This window comes from Enterobacter cancerogenus, from assembly GCF_019047785.1.
Classification (GTDB): domain Bacteria; phylum Pseudomonadota; class Gammaproteobacteria; order Enterobacterales; family Enterobacteriaceae; genus Enterobacter; species Enterobacter cancerogenus.
On record NZ_CP077290.1, the window covers coordinates 3,123,560 to 3,141,846 of the forward strand.

Sequence of the window (18,287 nt, forward strand, 5' to 3'; positions counted from 1 at the left end):
TGCATCCTGAAAATAATAAACATCGCGCCAGTGCTATAACTTTTTTACTACAGGTGATTTATGACTTACGTAATTGTTCATGCTCTTGCACCGATTTTCGTCATCATGCTGCTGGGATTCTGGGCCGGTAAGGCAAAGATGGTCGATAACAAAAATGTTTCCCTGCTTAATATTTTCGTCATGGATTTTGCACTGCCTGCCGCGCTGTTTAGCGCCACCGTGCAAACGCCGTGGACCGGCATCGTGGCCCAGTCGCCGCTGATTCTGGTGCTGACTCTGGCGATGTGGATAACCTATGCGGCCATCTACTTCCTCGCCACCAAAGTCTTTAAAAAATCTCCGCAGGATGCGGCCGTGCTGACGCTGACCGTCGCCCTGCCGAACTATGCGGCGCTCGGCCTGCCAATCCTGGGCAGCGTGCTGGGTGAAAGTTCTTCTACCTCGCTCTCCGTGGCGGTCTCCATCGCCTGCGGCTCCGTACTGATGACGCCGTTCTGCCTGCTGATCCTTGAGCGTGAAAAAGCGCGCGCCGAAGGGAATAACTCCGGCTCAACCCTCTCCATGCTGCCGGTGCTGATGTGGCGCTCGATTAAAAAACCGATCGTTATGGGCCCGCTGCTGGGGGTGATCCTCTCCGCTATCGGCATCAAAATGCCGGAACTGGTTCTCGCGGCGATTAAACCGCTGGGGCTGTCCGCCACCGCAGCTGCGCTGTTCCTGACCGGGGTGATCCTCTCTGCTCGTAAGCTGCAGATCAACACCATGGTGATCACCTCCACCATCGCCAAGCTGCTGATCCAGCCTGCGATTGCCTGGGGTATCGTCTTAATCTTCGGTCTGCACGGTTCTGTGGCGATCACCGCTATCCTGATGATTGCGCTGTCCGCGGGCTTCTTCGGCGTGGTGTTCGGTAACCGCTTTGGCGTGCAGTCACCGGATGCGGAAGCCGTGCTGCTGTTAAGCTCCGTACTGTGTATCCTGTCGCTGCCGCTGTTTATCTCGCTGACTTCAGGAATGTAATCATGACCACAACATTACGCCCCCACGACCTCATCTGGCTTACCGCGCGTGACGCGCTGGAAGGCATCACCGAATCCTGGGTGGAGGCGGCCTGGCATACCGGCCTGCCGGTAGTGGTGCGGCGTGATGTTGATAGCGAAGGCCGTATTCCCGTTGGCGTGCGCGGATTGCGCCGCGACCAGCGGGCGGCCGGATGGGTGAAGCCAGAACGCGTGACGCGCGTGGTTACGCCCGAATCACTGAGCGTAACGGCCGATCTGCTGCGCTCGCCGTTTGTGACGCAGCCGCCGGTTCAGGTGGCGCTGCAACTTTCCCAGCAGCCGTGGCCGTGGTCGTGGGGCATTACCGGCAGCACCGGCTACGCGCTGGCAACCGGCATTCCGGTTATCCATGCCGACAGCGATCTCGACCTGCTGATCCGCGCTCCGCAGCCTCTCTCCCCCGATGCGTTTGCCGCCTGGCAGGCCCAGCTTAGCCGCGCGCTGTGCCGGGCTGATACGCAGGTGGATACGCCCGAGGGCGGCTTTGCGCTGGCGGAGTGGCTGCGCGACGGCAAAACGCTGCTGAAAACCCGCCGCGGGCCGCGTCTGGTGACGGACCCGTGGCACAGGGAGGCGTGATGAAAATACTGTTTACTTTTCCGGGGCAGGGCACGCAGCATGAAGGCATGCTGCAAAACCTGCCGGGTACCGAGCTGGCTCAGGCGCGCGAGGTGTTGGGGGCGGAGGTTGATACGCTGGATAGCGCTGCTTCGTTATCCCATACCCGCGCGGTGCAGCTTTCGCTGCTGATAGCCGGTGTCGCCTGGGCGCGCGAGCTTGAGCGACGCGGCGTAACGCCGGATATCGTCAGCGGGCTGTCCATTGGCGCATACCCGGCGGCGGTTATCGCGGGCGCGCTGGATTTCACCGATGCGCTTAGGCTGGTCGCGCTGCGTGGCGATTTAATGGAGCAGGCGTATCCGCACGGCTATGGCCTGACGGCGATTATGGGCTTGACCCTGCCGCAGGTGGAACAGCTTATCGAAGGCACCGGAACCTATATTGCGAACCTGAACGCCGAAACGCAGATTGTGATCGCCGGACGTGATGACGGGATGGCGCAGGTAGCCGAGCGCGCGCTGGCGAAAGGGGCGAGCAAGGCCAAACGACTGGCGGTCAGCGTACCATCGCACTGCGCGCTGCTGGCGGAGCCGGCGCAGAAGCTTGTGGCGGCGTTTGAAAAAGTGACGCTCTCTCGCCCACGCTTAGCGTATCTTAGCGGCAGCACCGGCCGCGTGCTGTGGCAGCCGGAGAAGATCGCCGACGATCTGGCGATGAATATGGCCCGCACCGTGCGCTGGCAGGAGGCAGTCATTTCCGCCAACGAACGCGACGCGCGACTGGCTATTGAGATGCCGCCCGGCGGTATTTTGACCTGCTTAACGCGCCAGGCGGCGTGGGAAGGGGAGTCTATATCGCTGGAACGCAGCGGGGTTGAGGTAGCGGTACATTTGGCGGGGCGGCTCCAGCGGTGAGTTTTGCCCGGCGGCGCTTTCGAAAAACGTAAGGTACGATAGGCACTTATAGCTCAGGGTGGAAATCTCCCTGAGCATGCGTCAGCGACGCTGATGACGAGTGTTAGGGTAAACACCCTTTTTTTATTAAATCGATTGCCTGCTCAAGTTGCTGGTAAAACCTATGACGCAAATCTTCCAGCTCGTTATTCTCTTTACGGAGCGGTAGCCCATTTTTGTGAAGAACAATATCGTTAAATGATCCCATTCCACCATAAACTTTTTTTAATGCGAATATTGAAGTTTCACAGTCGACGTCAAGTTCACTACCAAGAGCCTCAAAGGTTTTGGCCCATGCATTCTCATTGTTTGAGCGCAGTACGCTAATAATATTGGTTAACGTTTTCTTTATTTCATTTATCATTTTAAACCCCCACTACTCAGTATTTTAACACCAGGTATTCTCCACGGTTCACGCACGACTACTTGTCGTTTTTTGTGTAAACTGCCAGGTTGAGATTTGACGCATATTAATTCACCGTATCAATTAGTGCGGATAACAATTCGTGAAATTGGTTATGTGATTCTATTACATAATCCGTTGAGACTTTATCACGGATCTGAAAGCAGTCATCAGCGAAACTGTAGACAATAACGGATATACCATCCTCACCAATGAGCACCTTATCAGTGAGATTCTGATCAAGATAGATTTCATCGGTGCGTGTATCAACGTTGCGGATGTAGATATTTGACCATAATGGCACACCATTTTCTGCCTGAACTACGTTATATAAAGTCAGTCCGTTATACTCCAGACCATCCATAATGTTGAACATATTCAGGTAGTCAGATCGGGTAACCATCAGGCGTTGTATATCCTCGTAAACCGTTCTTTTCTGACGACCCCATTCGGCGGGTGGAGCATTGCGCATGAGATCTGCCATTACGGCAGGATTGACAGGATTGGCTATCGGGTAGTTATCAGCAGTCATTAGGGCCTTGAATATGTCTAACAATTCATCGGTATTCTTCATTTCTTCTCCTTAATGCCAGCGGGATAAATTACATCTTTTGGAGCAGGCCATAACACTTTTGCGCTTTCATTATAGGGAAGAACTTTAGTTATCGTGCCCTGGGCCTTTGAAAGCGTGTAATGATAGGGCGAACTTTGTATCAGCGTTAGGTTTTCAAAAATATTTGTTCCTGCGTCATCAAGATTGTTTTTTATTTTCCCATATAGCCCTTTAATCTTTTTACTGTTTGTCTGAATCCTAAATGTTGCAGTTGTCAATACTATCCGCCGCCAAATGATATTCAGCATCCCAATTCCTGTTGAGTGTAAACATCCTGTTCCTGGTTTAAGCCATGTTATAAGTGTGGATATTCAGAGATAACGGATGATAAGTCAAACGTGGCGTTCAGTTTCTGTTGAGCACTTCCCCAATTGTTCCTGCCTCTCACTTCGGTTGGATATAATCTGCCACCTGACTGGGTAACAGTGAAGGCATCGCAATAGTTCGCCCATCATCATCAACAAATTCAACCATATAAGCCAGATGGGGTTTTTCATGTATCAATACTATGGCACCCAGCATACCTTTGGTTAACCCTTCCTCCGGCAAATCTTCCGCTAACACTACCACTTCAAATTCTTCTCTTCTCATAATCTGTATCTCACTTAACAAAAATCGTCGTCATGCGTGGAACGACGGCATCAGGTTCATAAATCCAACCGCTGCGCACTATCACCGTCTCACCGTTAATGCCTAATATCGGCATGTCTACAGCCATTCGCTGCCCGTACTGGTTTGCTTCCAAAACTTTAGCTGGGGTGGTTAATATGCCCTCGCGGATTCTACTGGCTAACACATCTGAATTTGTCGGGTTATAACCCAGCGCCGACTGAAATACTCTCGCCTTATGCCCCCCAATTGGATGGGTAACATCTAAAGAGTAAGTTGATAGTTTTCTGTAATCTACAACGGCGTGTTCGGCATTGATTAATGCTCCTGATTCGGTTGTGAATCCATTGGCATATGGCGATGCAAACGACGGTATTTTGCTGTAGTTTGATAATCCACTTATTGTTCCTAACCGACCCAGGCCAAAGCCAGCGGCAACAGAAGCGCCGGCCATGATAATACCTTTGTTTTCCATCACTTGATCGTAACCTGCTGGTGCATCACCACCAAGTTGTTCCGCTGTTTGCCTAAAGCCTTCAATGTTGCCGTTGTAGATTCCACCTGCCGCCAGTAATCGTCCGGCTGCTTTGCTGTTGATGGTTTTGGTGGCTTGTGCGTGCTGTATGGGAGCATCGGAATCATGCTGTTTAATGGTCGGAGCGGGTTTTCGTCCCGGGTGTGCGTTCAGGCAATGTTCGTAAATATTTTGTACTTCCCGCTGGAAACTGTCGCTATAGCTGTCCATGAAACAGTCATAAACCAGATTACCGTCGTCATCGAAGAAGAAGGGGTTGCGGAAACGGTCCCACTTCTCTGCGGTGTTTACGCCAACCATCCAGCCCTGCTCAAGATTCCATTTTACTTCATCATAAAGGCCGTCGTATTCCGTGTGGTGCTTGCGTTTGTATGGTTGCGCCGCGAAGCGGTGGTATACGCCGTCACGACGTTTGGGGATGGCGAAATGTTGAAAACGGGTTTGAGGGGCATATTTTAGATAATCCAGTTCGTAAAATACGCTCGCCATTTCCAGTGCATCGCGTGGCGTAAGGATGAACTGAATATCAGCCGGTGCTAAATCACAGCCAGCATCCCATTTCATGTAGAGTGTGAACATCCTGTTCCTGCTTAAAGACATGTTATTTTTGTGGATATTCAGAGATAACGGATGATAAGTCAAATGTGGCGTTCAGCTTTAGTGAACCCTGGAACAGGGGGAATGCACCAGGCCTACGGGGCCGAGGTATCTGTTGTGAGGCTTCGCGCATACATCCGTCCTTCGGCGGCTAGTGCGCGCAGGCTGGGATCCTGCTCGCGGTTGCGGGCAAAGACGATGGCGATCAACTGCTGCATCTGATACGGCTGCGCCAGCTTCAGTAGCTGAACCGAGTTCTCATACACTTTCTTCATCCTCCCCGGCATCAGCGTAAAACCGACCCCCGCCTGCACCAGGCTCAACATAGAGAAAATGTCGTTCACGCGCGTGACGATTTCCGGCTCGAATCCGGCGATGTGGAACGCTTCCTGGAACCCGGCGTAGGTGGCGAACCCTTCTGCCAGCGCGACGAATTTCTGATCTTTATAATCACGCAGGTCGGCCAGCTCGCCGGTGTTGAGGGACGCAGACGCGGGTGCGGCAAGGAAAATATCGTCGTGGAACAGGGGAAGCACTTCAAGACTGTTACGATCGATATCGCTTTCGGAAATGGAGATTAAAATGGCGTCCAGCGAGCCTTCGTCCAGCATGTGCAGCAACGTTTCGTTGGAGCCCATCGTCAGGTCCATCTCCAGATCCGGACGGCGCAGCTTCATGCCCATGATCAGGCGCGGTACGGTCTCCAGCGTTAGCGAATAAAGCGTGCCGACGCGCAGCCGCCCCTGACCTATACCGGCAATTTTACGGGACTCTTCCACGCCGCGCGCCATGACCTGCATCACCTCCTGGCAATACTCCAGCAGCGTCCAGGCGGAGGGGAGCGCAATCAGGTTGCGCCCCTTATGGGTGAAGAGCGGGCAGCGCACGTTCTCTTCCAGGGTGTGTAGCGCGCGGTGCACGCTGACGCCGCTGAGGCCCAGAGTTTCGGCGGTACGCGCGATATTGCCCTTCTCCATGAACGTCATGAAGATGCTGAGCTTGCGAAATGTAATGTCGCTCGTGGTATCGAAACTCATACTCCTCCCGGCGGTTTAGTCGGCCTGTAGCATCGCTTCCAGCTGTTCCTGGGCGTCCAGCCACGCCATCTCACACGCTTCGAGGCTGGATTTGGTTTTGGCCTGGGTTTGCAGGCAGTCCGTCAGCTCGGCCTTGCGGCTCTGATCGTACAGCTCGCTGTCGCCCAGCTTCTCTTCAACGGCCGCAAGCGTGGCGTTGAGCTTTTCCATCTCTTTTTCCAGGCGCGCGATCTCTTTACGCAGCGGTTGCGTCTGGGTGCGCAGTTCCGCTTCCCGGCGCTTCTGGTCTTTACGCGCCTGCGCGCTGTTGGCGTTGTCTTTTGCCGACTCGTCCGGCTGGTTTTCCTGCTTCTGCACGTCCGTCAGCCACTGCTGATAGTCTTCCAGGTCACCGTCGAACGGTTCGACCTTGCCGTCGTGCACCAGATAGAGATCGTCCGTGGTGGAGCGGATCAGGTGACGATCATGCGAGACAACCACCAGCGCGCCTTCGAACTCAATCAGCGCTTCGGTCAGCGCCTGACGCATGTCGAGATCCAAGTGGTTGGTCGGTTCATCGAGCAGCAGCAGGTTCGGACGCTGCCAGACGATCAGCGCCAGCACCAGACGGGCTTTTTCACCCCCGGAGAAGCGCTCGGTATTCTCGGTGACTTTATCACCCTGGAAACCAAACCCGCCGAGGTAGTCGCGCAGCTTCTGCTCCATCTCCTGCGGTGCCAGCCGCGCCAGGTGCTGAATCGGCGATTCATCCGCGCGTAAAAATTCCAGCTGGTGCTGGGCGAAGTAGCCAAGCTTAATGCCTTTCGCCAGACCGATTTCGCCGCTGACCGGGTTAAGCTCGCCCGCCAGCAGTTTGATCAGCGTTGATTTACCGGCACCGTTACGCCCCAGCAGACCAATACGTGAACCCGGCACCAGGTTGAGCTTGATAGAGTCGAGAATCGTACGCTCGCCGTAGCCTGCGCTGACCTTTTCCATCTTCAGCAGCGGGTTAGGCAGGCTCTCCGGCGCGCGGAAGCTGAAGTGGAACGGGTTATCGACGTGCGCAGGCGCAATCATCTCCATGCGTTCCAGCATCTTAATGCGGCTTTGCGCCTGCTTGGCCTTCGAAGCTTTCGCTTTGAAACGGTCGACAAAGCTCTGCAGGTGCGCCACGCGCTGCTGCTGGCTTTCATACATCGATTGTTGCTGGGCAAGACGCGTTGCGCGCTGGCGCTCGAAGGAGCTGTAGTTGCCGGTGTATTCGAACATCGTTTGCTGTTCGATATGGATAATTTTATCCACCACCGGATCGAGGAAGTCGCGGTCGTGGGAAATCAGAATCAGAGTGCCCTGATAGCTCTTGAGCCACTTCTCCAGCCAAATAACCGCATCGAGATCGAGGTGGTTGGTCGGTTCATCAAGCAGCAGTAAATCAGAGCGGCAAATCAGCGCCTGCGCCAGGTTAAGGCGCATACGCCAGCCGCCGGAGAAGTCGCTCACCGGGCGTTCGAGCTGGTCGTTGCTAAAGCCGAGGCCGTGCAGCAGGCTGGAGGCGCGGGAGCGGATGGTCCACGCGTCGATGGCGTCCAGCTTGCCGTGAACGGTGGCGATGGCGTGGCCGTCGTTGCGCTCGTTTGCGGCATTGAGCTCCGCTTCCAGCTTGCGGTATTCGCGGTCGCCGTCAATCACATAGTCGAGCGCCGGTTCGCTCAGCGCGGGCGTCTCCTGGTTAACCCAGGCGAGTTGCCAGTTTCCGGGGTAGGTAAAGTTCCCGCCGTCAGCGCTAATCTCGTTTTTCAGCAGCGCCAGCAGGGTGGATTTACCGCAGCCGTTTTTGCCGACCAGCCCGACCTTCTGGCCAGGGTTAATGGTGGCAGTGGCGTTGTCCAGCAGGACGCGCACGCCGCGACGAATTTGTAACGAGGAGAAAACAATCATAGAAGCGCCGTATGTTCCGACTATGTTAATTTGTCATTATGATAATGTAAGGTGTGGACCATTTGCCGCCGCACCGGGCCGCCATGGTAGCCCAAAACAACAACGATACACAAAAACAGAAACAGGACCGGGAGGGGAATGATGTCTCAGACAGCCAAAGTGCTGCTGCTGTATGCCCATCCGGAATCTCAGGACTCGGTGGCGAACCGGGTGCTGCTTAAGCCGGCGACACAGCTCAGCAACGTAACAGTGCACGATCTCTACGCGCACTATCCTGATTTCTTTATTGATATTCCCCACGAGCAGGAACTGCTGCGTCAGCATGACGTTATCGTGTTCCAGCATCCGCTTTATACCTATAGCTGCCCGGCGCTGCTGAAAGAGTGGCTGGACCGCGTGCTCAGCCGGGGCTTTTCAAGTGGGGTAGGGGGCAACCAGCTGGCGGGAAAGTACTGGCGTAGCGTGATTACCACCGGGGAGCCGGAAAGCGCCTACCGTCACGATGGTCTCAACCGCTATCCGATGAGCGATATCCTGCGCCCGTTTGAGCTGACGGCAGCGATGTGCCGTATGCACTGGCTGAGCCCAATTATTGTCTACTGGGCGCGACGTCAGGATCCGAAGGCGCTGGCGAGCCATGCCAAAGCGTATGGCGACTGGCTGGCATCGCCGATTCAGGCGGGAGGACGCTGATGGAAGGTTCCAATTTACTGTTAGCCGGCGTGCTCTTTTTATTTGCGGCGGTCGTTGCCGTGCCGCTGGCTGCCCGGATCGGCATCGGTGCGGTGCTGGGCTATCTGCTGGCGGGTATCGCCATCGGCCCCTGGGGGCTGGGATTCATCAGCGACGTGGATGAAATCCTCCACTTCTCCGAGCTGGGCGTGGTGTTCCTGATGTTCATCATCGGCCTTGAGCTGAACCCGTCCAAGCTGTGGCAGCTTCGGCGCTCGATCTTCGGCGTGGGGGCCGCGCAGGTGTTATGCAGCGCCGCGATACTTGCCGTGCTGCTAATGCTGACGGACTTTTCGTGGCAGGCCGCCGTCATTGGCGGGATCGGGCTGGCGATGTCCTCCACCGCGATGGCACTGCAGCTGATGCGCGATAAAGGCATGAACCGCAACGAAGCAGGCCAACTGGGCTTTTCGGTGCTGCTGTTCCAGGACTTGGCGGTTATCCCGGCACTGGCGCTGGTGCCGCTGCTCGCGGGATCGGGTGATGACAGTTTCGACTGGGTCAAAATCTCCATGAAGGTGCTCGCCTTTGCGGGCATGTTGATTGGTGGACGCTTTTTATTACGCCCGGTGTTTCGGTTTATTGCCGCCTCCGGCGTGCGCGAGGTATTTACCGCCGCGACGCTGCTGCTGGTACTTGGCTCGGCGCTGTTTATGGATGCGCTGGGGCTGTCGATGGCGCTCGGGACATTTATCGCAGGCGTGCTTCTGGCGGAAAGCGAGTACCGCCACGAGCTGGAAACGGCCATCGATCCATTCAAAGGCCTGCTGTTAGGGCTGTTCTTTATTTCGGTGGGCATGGCGCTCAACCTTGGCGTGCTCTATACCCATCTGCTGTGGGTGATAATGAGCGTGGCCGTGCTGGTGGCGGTGAAAACGCTGGTGCTGTATGTGCTGGCGCGCATTTACGGGCTGCGCAGTTCGGAGAGAATGCAGTTCGCCAGCGTGCTGAGCCAGGGCGGTGAATTCGCGTTTGTGCTGTTCTCGACGGCATCGTCGCAGAAGCTGTTTAAAGACGACCAGATGGCGCTGCTGCTGGTGACGGTGACGCTGTCGATGATGACCACACCGCTGCTGATGAAGCTGGTGGATAAACTGCTGTCGCGCCGACTGAACCCGGTGGACGACGAAGCGGAAACCCCGTGGGTGGAGGACGATAAACCGCAGGTGATTATCGTGGGTTTTGGTCGCTTCGGGCAGGTGATTGGCCGCCTGTTAATGGCCAACAAAAAGCGTATCACCGTACTGGAGCGGGATATCAGCGCGGTGAATCTGATGCGAAAATATGGCTATAAGGTTTACTACGGCGATGCCACGCAGCTTGAACTGCTGCGCTCCGCCGGTGCGGAAGCGGCGGAATCGATCGTTATCACCTGTAACGATCCGGAAGACACGATGAAGCTGGTGGAACTGTGCCAGCAGCATTTCCCGCACCTGCACATTCTGGCGCGTGCGCGCGGACGTGTGGAAGCTCACGAACTTTTGCAGGCGGGTGTGAAACACTTCTCCCGCGAAACCTTCTCAAGCGCCCTGGAGTTGGGGCGTAAAGCGCTGGTGTCGCTGGGGATGCATCCTCACCAGGCCCAGCGCGCACAGATGCACTTCCGCAGGCTTGATATGCGCATGCTGCGCGAGCTGATGCCGGTGCATTCAGATACGGCGCAGATCTCCCGCGTGCGGGAAGCGCGTCGCGAGCTGGAAGAAATTTTTCAGCGCGAGATGCAGCAGGAACGACGCCAGCTCGACGGCTGGGATGAATTTGAATAAAGGGTAACGAAAGATGGCTGTACGTAAACGCTTTATCGCGGGCGCAAAATGCCCATCCTGCCAGGCGCAAGATACGCTGGCCATGTGGCGTGAAAATAATATCGATATTGTTGAGTGTGTTAAGTGCGGCCATCAGATGCGCGAGGCTGACAAAGAGGCCCGCGATCACGTTCGCAAAGAAGAGCAAGTGATCGGCATTTTTCATCCGGACTAGCGATATGCCCTGAGTTTTTTTAAGCTAAAGGGTACACGGGTGCAGATTTCCGCTACAATCTGCGCCAGTAATTTTCCCACGCTCAGGAGATATCATGAAAGTAGCAAAAGACCTGGTGGTCAGCCTGGCCTATCAGGTACGTACAGAAGACGGTGTGTTGGTTGATGAGTCTCCGGTGAGTGCGCCGCTGGACTACCTGCATGGTCACGGTTCCCTGATCTCCGGCCTGGAAACCGCGCTGGAAGGTCATGAAGTTGGCGATAAATTTGACGTTGCTGTTGGCGCAAACGACGCTTACGGCCAGTACGACGACAACCTGGTTCAGCGCGTTCCTAAAGACGTGTTCATGGGCGTTGACGAGCTGCAGGTTGGCATGCGCTTCCTGGCTGAAACTGACCAGGGTCCAGTACCGGTTGAGATCACTGAAGTTGAAGACGACCACGTTGTGGTTGACGGCAACCACATGCTGGCTGGCCAGAACCTGAAGTTCAACGTTGAAGTTGTTGCGATCCGTGAAGCAACCGAAGAAGAACTGGCTCATGGCCACGTTCACGGTGCGAACGGTCACGACCATGACCACGATCACGGTCATGACGGCTGCTGCGGTGGTCACGGCCACGATCACGACCATGGTCACGAGCACGGTAAAGGTGGTTGCGGCGGCAATGGTGGCTGCGGCTGCCATTAATTCCGATACGCGGAAAATAAAAAAGCGGGATTGTTATCCCGCTTTTTTTACGCCTCAATAATGAGGTGGGGGCGTCTCTTCAGACTGAGAGGCAATGTGCGATGACTGCGTGGCCTTCACCTTTTCAGTGAGCAGTCGCATCAGGTCCCTGAGTTTTGCCATTTCCAGTTCGTGCGCAGTCACCGTCTGGTTAAGCTCTTCGATGGTGATGTCCTGAAAAGCCAGGCGGCTTTCCAGTTCAGCCAGTCTCGCTTCAATCATTGTGTCCTTCATCATTCACCTCGTTTATATCTAACGCTTTCGTGGGCCAGCGGCGGCGAAGTTTAACTGAGTTTATCCTTAAGTACAGTATCCATCCCCTTGGCAAGAAACTTATTTAAACAAAAATAGTCTGAAAAGAGGCGAGAATTGGAAGTGTCTGTCTGTAGATTTCTTCCGCAACGATTTATAGTACGTCACTCATTTACGTTTAATGCTGGGGTGAGAGTCCCCAGGCCCTGGAGATATGGATGAAATCACTGTTTAAAGTTACGCTGCTGGCGACCACGATGGCAGTTGCGCTGAACGCACCGCTGTCTTTCGCTGCTGATACTGCTGCGAAGCCTGCTGCGACTGCAGACAGCAAAGCGGCGTTTAAAAATGACGACCAGAAATCCGCCTATGCACTCGGCGCGTCTCTGGGTCGTTACATGGAAAACTCTCTGAAAGAGCAAGAAAAACTGGGCATCAAACTGGACAAAACTCAGCTGATCGCGGGTGTTCAGGATGCGTTTGCCAACAAGAGCAAACTGTCTGACCAGGAAATCGAGCAAACTCTGCAGGCGTTTGAAGCACGCGTGAAAGGCGCAGCTCAGACCAAAATGGAAGCAGATGCGAAAGATAACGAAGCAAAAGGTAAAGCCTACCGCGATGCCTTTGCTAAAGAAAAAGGCGTAAAAACCTCCTCTACCGGCCTGGTCTATAAAGTAGAGAAAGAAGGTACCGGCGCGTCTCCGAAAGACAGCGATACCGTAGTGGTTAACTACAAAGGTACGCTGACCGATGGTAAAGAGTTCGATAACTCCTATACCCGTGGTGAACCGCTCTCCTTCCGTCTGGATGGTGTTATCCCTGGCTGGACTGAAGGCCTGAAGAACATCAAGAAAGGCGGCAAAATCAAGCTGGTCATTCCACCGGATCTGGCTTACGGCAAAACGGGCGTTCCGGGTATCCCTGCCAACTCTACGCTGGTCTTTGATGTAGAGCTGCTGGACATCAAACCGGCTCCGAAAGCGGATGCGAAACCAGACGCTGCAGCTGACCAAAAAGCAGCAGCAGACGCGAAGAAGTAATGCGATAAACGCCGCCGCCTTTAAGGCGGCGGTTTTTTTATTGTGGGGCAGAGATAATTAACACTGGAAAGCGTTATACACGCTGTATTAATTTAGTTGTCCGTGTAGATAATGAGCCTGCCCTGACAACGTAACGACAGGCTCCTGAAAAGGAGTGTTTTTTTCATGTCCAGGTCGCTTTTAACCAACGAAACCAGTGAGCTTGATTTGCTGGATCAACGTCCTTTCGATCAGACCGACTTCGATATTCTGAAATCCTACGAAGCGGTGGTGGACGGGTTAGCGATGCTCATTGGGTCCCACTGCGAAATCGTTTTGCACTCCTTGCAAGATTTGAAGTGTTCCGCCATCCGTATTGCGAACGGTGAACATACCGGCCGTAAAATTGGTTCGCCCATCACCGACCTTGCTTTGCGTATGCTGCATGATATGACCGGCGCGGACAGCAGCGTCTCTAAATGCTATTTCACCCGCGCCAAAAGCGGCGTGTTGATGAAATCTGAAACCATCGCCATTCGCAACCGCGAGCACCGCGTTATCGGGCTGCTGTGCATCAACATGAACCTTGATGTGCCGTTCTCGCAAATTATGAGCACCTTCGTTCCGCCGGAGACACCAGACGTTGGCTCGTCCGTGAACTTTGCCTCATCGGTTGAAGATCTTGTGACCCAGACGCTGGAGTTCACTATCGAAGAAGTGAATGCCGATCGCAACGTCTCCAACAACGCCAAGAATCGTCAGATCGTGCTGAATCTCTACGAGAAAGGGATTTTTGATATCAAAGATGCCATTAACCAGGTGGCCGACCGTCTGAATATCTCTAAGCACACCGTTTATCTGTACATCCGTCAGTTCAAAAGCGGTGATTTCGCAGGGCAAGATAAGTAATGCGTTTTGCGTTAATGGTGACAGGCCCGGCATACGGCACCCAGCAGGCCAGCAGCGCGTTGCAGTTCGCCCATGCGCTCATTGAAGCCGGGCACGAGCTGGCGAGCGTCTTTTTCTATCGGGAAGGGGTCTATAACGCCAACCGGTTTACGTCGCCGGCGAATGATGAGTTTGACCTGGTGCGTGCCTGGCAGGCGTTAAATGAAACGCAGGGCGTTGAGCTGCACATCTGCGTGGCCGCCGCGCTGCGCCGCGGCATTACCGATGCCGCAGAAGCCGAACGTCTTGAGTTACCTGGCGCGAACCTGCAGCCTGGATTTTCTCTCAGTGGCCTGGGCGCGTTGGCGCAGGCTGCGCTGACCTGCGACAGAGTGGTGCAATTCTGATGAAACGTGTCGCTTTTGTATTTACCTCGGCGCCCCACGGGAGCACGTCAGGCAGAGAAGGGCTGGACGCGTTACTGGCGACGTCAGCCTTAACGGAAGATATCGGCGTGTTCTTTTTGGGCGACGGGGTTTTCCAGCTGCTGGCAGGCCAACACCCGCAGGCTATCCTCGCGCGCGATTACATCGCGACCTTTAAGGTGCTGCCGCTCTACGACATTGATACATATTATGTGTGCGCGGATTCATTAGCCGCTCGCGGGCTCAATGATAAGACGCCTTTTGTGCTGGATGCGACGATCCTGCCATCCGGTGCGCTGCGCGACCACCTTTCTCACTATGATACTGTTCTGACTTTCTGAGGCCGTCATGCTCCATACCCTGAGTCATTCACCCTGGCAATGTGATATCGACGCGCTACTGAGCATGCTGCGCGAAGGTGATGATCTCCTGCTGATACAGGATGGGGTCATCGCAGCGCTCGACGGCAGTCGCTTCGTTGAAATTCTCAGCAATGCCCCCATATCCCTCTCTGCGCTTAAAGACGATCTGGACGCGCGAGGTCTTACTGGTCAAATTTCAGCCAAAATTGACGTGGTTGGCTATACTGATTTCGTCAATCTTACTGTGAAGCATGCCAGTCAAATGAACTGGTGATTTGAGATCGCTGTATATTTCTTGACACCTTTTCGACGTGGCCCTAAAATTTCGCGTCCTCATATTGTATGAGGTCGATTTATTACGTGTTTACGAAGCAAAAGCTAAAACCAGGAGCTATTTAATGGCAACAGTTAACCAGCTGGTACGCAAACCACGCGCTCGCAAAGTTGCAAAAAGCAACGTGCCTGCGCTGGAAGCCTGCCCGCAGAAACGTGGCGTATGTACTCGTGTATATACCACCACTCCTAAGAAACCAAACTCCGCACTGCGTAAAGTATGCCGTGTGCGTTTGACTAACGGTTTTGAAGTGACTTCCTACATCGGTGGTGAAGGTCACAACCTGCAGGAGCACTCCGTGATCCTGATCCGTGGCGGTCGTGTTAAAGACCTTCCGGGTGTTCGTTACCACACCGTTCGTGGTGCGCTTGACTGCTCTGGTGTTAAAGACCGTAAGCAGGCTCGCTCCAAGTACGGCGTGAAGCGTCCTAAGGCTTAATGGTTCTCCGTTAAGTAAGGCCAAACTGATTTATCTTAATGTCAAACTAAACTCGTAGAGTTTTGGACAATCCTGAATTAACAACGGAGTATTCCCATGCCACGTCGTCGCGTCATTGGTCAGCGTAAAATTCTTCCAGATCCGAAGTTCGGATCAGAACTGCTGGCAAAATTTGTAAATATCCTGATGGTAGATGGTAAAAAATCTACTGCAGAAGCAATCGTATACAGCGCGCTTGAGACCCTGGCTCAGCGTTCTGGTAAAAATGAACTGGAAGCTTTCGAAGTCGCTCTCGACAACGTGCGCCCGACTGTAGAAGTTAAGTCTCGCCGCGTTGGTGGTTCTACTTACCAGGTTCCAGTTGAAGTTCGTCCGGTTCGTCGTAATGCTCTGGCAATGCGTTGGATCGTTGAAGCTGCTCGTAAACGCGGTGATAAATCCATGGCTCTGCGTCTGGCGAACGAACTTTCTGATGCTGCAGACAACAAAGGTACTGCAGTTAAGAAACGTGAAGACGTTCACCGTATGGCAGAAGCCAACAAGGCGTTCGCACACTACCGTTGGTAATCCCTTCGGAGTCATAGTCACCAGGCGGGCGCTTCAGAGAAGCCGCCCGCTCTGGGTTACTTAACTGAACGCCTAAAGATATAAACGAGGAATCAAATGGCTCGTACAACACCCATCGCACGCTACCGTAACATCGGTATCAGTGCGCACATCGACGCCGGTAAAACCACTACTACCGAACGTATTCTGTTCTACACCGGTGTAAACCATAAAATCGGTGAAGTTCATGACGGCGCAGCCACCATGGACTGGATGGAACAGGAGCAGGAGCGTGGTATTACTATCACCTCCGCAGCGACTACTGCATTCTGGTCAGGTATGGCTAAGCAGTACGAACCGCATCGCGTAAACATCATCGACACCCCAGGGCACGTTGACTTCACCATCGAAGTAGAACGTTCCATGCGTGTTCTTGACGGCGCAGTAATGGTTTATTGCGCAGTTGGTGGTGTTCAGCCACAGTCTGAAACCGTATGGCGTCAGGCGAACAAATATAAAGTTCCACGCATCGCGTTCGTTAACAAAATGGACCGTATGGGTGCTAACTTCCTGAAAGTTGTTGGTCAGATCAAAACCCGTCTGGGCGCGAACCCTGTTCCGCTGCAGCTGGCAATTGGTGCTGAAGAAGCTTTCACCGGCGTTATCGACCTGGTGAAAATGAAAGCCATCAACTGGAACGAAGAAGACGCAGGCGTTACCTTCACTTACGAAGATATCCCAGCAGACATGCAGGACCTGGCTGACGAATGGCACCAGAACCTGATCGAGTCCGCAGCGGAAGCTTCTGAAGAGCTGATGGAAAAATACCTGGGTGGTGAAGAACTGACTGAAGAAGAGATCAAGCAAGCTCTGCGTCAGCGCGTTCTGAACAACGAAATCATCCTGGTAACCTGTGGTTCTGCGTTCAAGAACAAAGGTGTTCAGGCGATGCTGGATGCGGTAATTGATTACCTGCCATCCCCGGTTGACGTTCCTGCGATCAACGGCATCCTGGACGACGGTAAAGATACTCCGGCTGAGCGTCACGCAAGTGATGACGAGCCGTTCTCTGCACTGGCGTTCAAAATTGCTACCGACCCATTCGTGGGTAACCTGACCTTCTTCCGCGTTTACTCTGGTGTGGTTAACTCCGGTGACACCATCCTGAACTCCGTGAAAGCGGCGCGTGAACGTTTTGGCCGTATCGTACAGATGCACGCTAACAAACGTGAAGAGATCAAAGAAGTTCGTGCGGGCGACATCGCTGCAGCAATCGGTCTGAAAGACGTGACTACTGGTGACACACTGTGTAACCCGGATCACCCGATCATTCTGGAGCGTATGGAATTCCCAGAGCCGGTAATCTCTATCGCCGTTGAACCAAAAACCAAAGCTGACCAGGAAAAAATGGGTCTGGCTCTGGGCCGTCTGGCTAAAGAAGACCCATCATTCCGCGTATGGACTGATGAAGAATCTAACCAGACCATCATCGCTGGTATGGGTGAACTGCACCTGGACATCATCGTTGACCGTATGAAGCGTGAATTCAACGTTGAAGCGAACGTGGGTAAACCTCAGGTAGCTTACCGTGAAGCGATTCGCTCTAAAGTTACCGATGTTGAAGGTAAACACGCTAAGCAGTCTGGTGGTCGCGGTCAGTACGGTCACGTTGTGATCGACATGTACCCACTGGAGCCGGGCTCTAACCCTAAAGGTTACGAGTTCATCAACGACATCAAAGGTGGTGTAATTCCTGGTGAATACATCCCTGCCGTTGATAAAGGCATCCAGGAGCAGCTGAAAGCTGGTCCTCTGGCTGGTTACCCGGTTGTTGACATGGGTGTTCGTCTGCACTTCGGTTCTTACCACGACGTTGACTCCTCTGAACTGGCGTTTAAACTGGCTGCGTCTATTGCCTTTAAAGAAGGCTTTAAGAAAGCGAAACCAGTTCTGCTTGAGCCAATCATGAAGGTTGAAGTAGAGACTCCTGAAGAGAACACCGGTGACGTTATCGGTGACTTGAGCCGTCGTCGCGGTATGCTGCGCGGTCAGGAATCCGAAGTAACTGGCGTTAAGATCCACGCTGAAGTTCCGCTGTCTGAAATGTTCGGATATGCAACTCAGCTGCGTTCTCTGACCAAAGGTCGTGCATCATACACCATGGAATTCCTGAAGTATGATGATGCGCCTAACAACGTTGCTCAGGCCGTTATCGAAGCCCGTGGTAAGTAATCCACAGGATTAAAACCTAAGTCCCGTGCTCTCTCCGAAGGGGAGAGCACTATAGTAAGGAA

The 18,287-nt window shown here is 53.9% G+C and carries 23 protein-coding genes; 15 read left to right on the forward strand and 8 right to left on the reverse strand.

Annotation, left to right across the window (positions count from 1 at the left end):
* The first annotated feature begins 60 nt into the window (after nt 1-60).
* Genes I6L58_RS14665 through mdcH form a run of 3 tightly spaced genes read left to right on the forward strand, consistent with a single transcriptional unit; the run spans nt 61 to nt 2,536 of the window.
* Nucleotides 61-1,020, forward strand: a complete 960-nt coding sequence (locus tag I6L58_RS14665) for an AEC family transporter (protein ID WP_006177842.1) — start codon at nt 61-63, stop codon at nt 1,018-1,020.
* Between the two features lie 2 nt (nt 1,021-1,022).
* Nucleotides 1,023-1,640, forward strand: coding sequence for a malonate decarboxylase holo-ACP synthase (locus I6L58_RS14670; RefSeq protein WP_006177840.1), 618 nt, complete (start codon nt 1,023-1,025; stop codon nt 1,638-1,640).
* Complete coding sequence (mdcH, locus tag I6L58_RS14675; RefSeq protein WP_058609461.1) at nt 1,640-2,536, forward strand: malonate decarboxylase subunit epsilon; 897 nt, start codon at nt 1,640-1,642, stop codon at nt 2,534-2,536. The genes I6L58_RS14670 and mdcH overlap by 1 nt, the downstream gene beginning before the upstream one ends.
* A gap of 103 nt (nt 2,537-2,639) precedes the next feature.
* On the opposite strand, the gene I6L58_RS14680 is transcribed toward mdcH, so the two are convergent.
* From I6L58_RS14680 to I6L58_RS14710, 7 genes are all read right to left on the reverse strand, one after another.
* Nucleotides 2,640-2,939 (reverse strand): DUF6966 domain-containing protein, encoded by a 300-nt coding sequence (locus I6L58_RS14680; protein WP_088209208.1) that lies wholly within the window; start codon nt 2,937-2,939, stop codon nt 2,640-2,642.
* Nucleotides 2,940-3,045: 106 nt separating this feature from the next.
* Nucleotides 3,046-3,552 carry a YrhA family protein gene (locus I6L58_RS14685; RefSeq protein ID WP_088209207.1) on the reverse strand — a complete coding sequence of 169 codons (507 nt, stop codon included), beginning with the start codon at nt 3,550-3,552 and terminating at the stop codon, nt 3,046-3,048.
* On the reverse strand, nt 3,549-3,839 hold the full coding sequence (locus I6L58_RS14690) for a hypothetical protein (protein WP_140418824.1): 291 nt from the start codon (nt 3,837-3,839) through the stop codon (nt 3,549-3,551). Before I6L58_RS14690 ends, I6L58_RS14685 begins: the two co-directional genes overlap by 4 nt.
* Before the next feature lie 136 nt (nt 3,840-3,975).
* The gene (locus tag I6L58_RS14695) at nt 3,976-4,182 is read right to left on the reverse strand and encodes a DUF4926 domain-containing protein (protein WP_088209206.1); all 207 of its coding nucleotides are present in this window, start codon (nt 4,180-4,182) and stop codon (nt 3,976-3,978) included.
* Between the two features lie 10 nt (nt 4,183-4,192).
* Nucleotides 4,193-5,314, reverse strand: coding sequence for a DUF6883 domain-containing protein (locus I6L58_RS14700; protein WP_088209205.1), 1,122 nt, complete (start codon nt 5,312-5,314; stop codon nt 4,193-4,195).
* Between the two features lie 113 nt (nt 5,315-5,427).
* Nucleotides 5,428-6,369 (reverse strand): LysR family transcriptional regulator, encoded by a 942-nt coding sequence (locus I6L58_RS14705; RefSeq protein WP_058609457.1) that lies wholly within the window; start codon nt 6,367-6,369, stop codon nt 5,428-5,430.
* 15 nt (nt 6,370-6,384) lie between these two features.
* Complete coding sequence (locus I6L58_RS14710) at nt 6,385-8,289, reverse strand: ABC transporter ATP-binding protein (protein WP_088209204.1); 1,905 nt, start codon at nt 8,287-8,289, stop codon at nt 6,385-6,387.
* Between the two features lie 141 nt (nt 8,290-8,430).
* Here I6L58_RS14710 and kefG point away from each other — a divergent pair, with 141 nt between their 5' ends.
* The 4 genes from kefG (at nt 8,431) to slyD (ending at nt 11,689) form a co-directional block, all read left to right on the forward strand.
* Nucleotides 8,431-8,982: a glutathione-regulated potassium-efflux system ancillary protein KefG gene (kefG, locus tag I6L58_RS14715; protein ID WP_042322241.1), complete on the forward strand. Its 552-nt coding sequence runs from the start codon at nt 8,431-8,433 to the stop codon at nt 8,980-8,982.
* Nucleotides 8,982-10,787 (forward strand): glutathione-regulated potassium-efflux system protein KefB, encoded by a 1,806-nt coding sequence (gene kefB / locus I6L58_RS14720; protein ID WP_006177832.1) that lies wholly within the window; start codon nt 8,982-8,984, stop codon nt 10,785-10,787. Before kefG ends, kefB begins: the two co-directional genes overlap by 1 nt.
* A 13-nt stretch (nt 10,788-10,800) precedes the next feature.
* Entirely contained in the window at nt 10,801-11,001 is a 201-nt protein-coding gene (locus I6L58_RS14725) for a YheV family putative zinc ribbon protein (RefSeq protein ID WP_003861689.1), read from the forward strand.
* Between the two features lie 94 nt (nt 11,002-11,095).
* Nucleotides 11,096-11,689 carry a peptidylprolyl isomerase gene (slyD, locus tag I6L58_RS14730; RefSeq protein ID WP_088209203.1) on the forward strand — a complete coding sequence of 198 codons (594 nt, stop codon included), beginning with the start codon at nt 11,096-11,098 and terminating at the stop codon, nt 11,687-11,689.
* A 54-nt stretch (nt 11,690-11,743) separates the two neighbouring features.
* Here the strand turns inward: slyD and I6L58_RS14735 are convergent, their stop codons facing one another.
* Nucleotides 11,744-11,962 carry a protein SlyX gene (locus tag I6L58_RS14735; protein WP_042321599.1) on the reverse strand — a complete coding sequence of 73 codons (219 nt, stop codon included), beginning with the start codon at nt 11,960-11,962 and terminating at the stop codon, nt 11,744-11,746.
* Nucleotides 11,963-12,198: 236 nt separating this feature from the next.
* Here I6L58_RS14735 and fkpA point away from each other — a divergent pair, with 236 nt between their 5' ends.
* The 8 genes from fkpA to fusA all read left to right on the forward strand — a co-directional run bounded on the left by fkpA (nt 12,199) and on the right by fusA (nt 18,225).
* A complete protein-coding gene (fkpA, locus tag I6L58_RS14740; RefSeq protein WP_006177827.1) occupies nt 12,199-13,020 on the forward strand; it encodes an FKBP-type peptidyl-prolyl cis-trans isomerase in 822 nt (273 codons plus the stop codon).
* Between the two features lie 165 nt (nt 13,021-13,185).
* The gene (locus tag I6L58_RS14745) at nt 13,186-13,908 is read left to right on the forward strand and encodes a helix-turn-helix transcriptional regulator (RefSeq protein ID WP_058609456.1); all 723 of its coding nucleotides are present in this window, start codon (nt 13,186-13,188) and stop codon (nt 13,906-13,908) included.
* Nucleotides 13,908-14,294, forward strand: coding sequence for a sulfurtransferase complex subunit TusD (gene tusD, locus I6L58_RS14750; protein WP_058609455.1), 387 nt, complete (start codon nt 13,908-13,910; stop codon nt 14,292-14,294). The genes I6L58_RS14745 and tusD overlap by 1 nt, the downstream gene beginning before the upstream one ends.
* Complete coding sequence (tusC, locus tag I6L58_RS14755) at nt 14,294-14,653, forward strand: sulfurtransferase complex subunit TusC (RefSeq protein ID WP_088209202.1); 360 nt, start codon at nt 14,294-14,296, stop codon at nt 14,651-14,653. The genes tusD and tusC overlap by 1 nt, the downstream gene beginning before the upstream one ends.
* A gap of 7 nt (nt 14,654-14,660) precedes the next feature.
* Entirely contained in the window at nt 14,661-14,948 is a 288-nt protein-coding gene (tusB, locus tag I6L58_RS14760; RefSeq protein ID WP_006177823.1) for a sulfurtransferase complex subunit TusB, read from the forward strand.
* Nucleotides 14,949-15,072: 124 nt separating this feature from the next.
* A complete protein-coding gene (gene rpsL, locus I6L58_RS14765; RefSeq protein WP_000246815.1) occupies nt 15,073-15,447 on the forward strand; it encodes a 30S ribosomal protein S12 in 375 nt (124 codons plus the stop codon).
* A 96-nt stretch (nt 15,448-15,543) separates the two neighbouring features.
* A complete protein-coding gene (gene rpsG / locus I6L58_RS14770; protein WP_004106370.1) occupies nt 15,544-16,014 on the forward strand; it encodes a 30S ribosomal protein S7 in 471 nt (156 codons plus the stop codon).
* A 96-nt stretch (nt 16,015-16,110) separates the two neighbouring features.
* The gene (gene fusA, locus I6L58_RS14775; protein WP_006177819.1) at nt 16,111-18,225 is read left to right on the forward strand and encodes an elongation factor G; all 2,115 of its coding nucleotides are present in this window, start codon (nt 16,111-16,113) and stop codon (nt 18,223-18,225) included.
* Nucleotides 18,226-18,287: the final 62 nt, after the last annotated feature.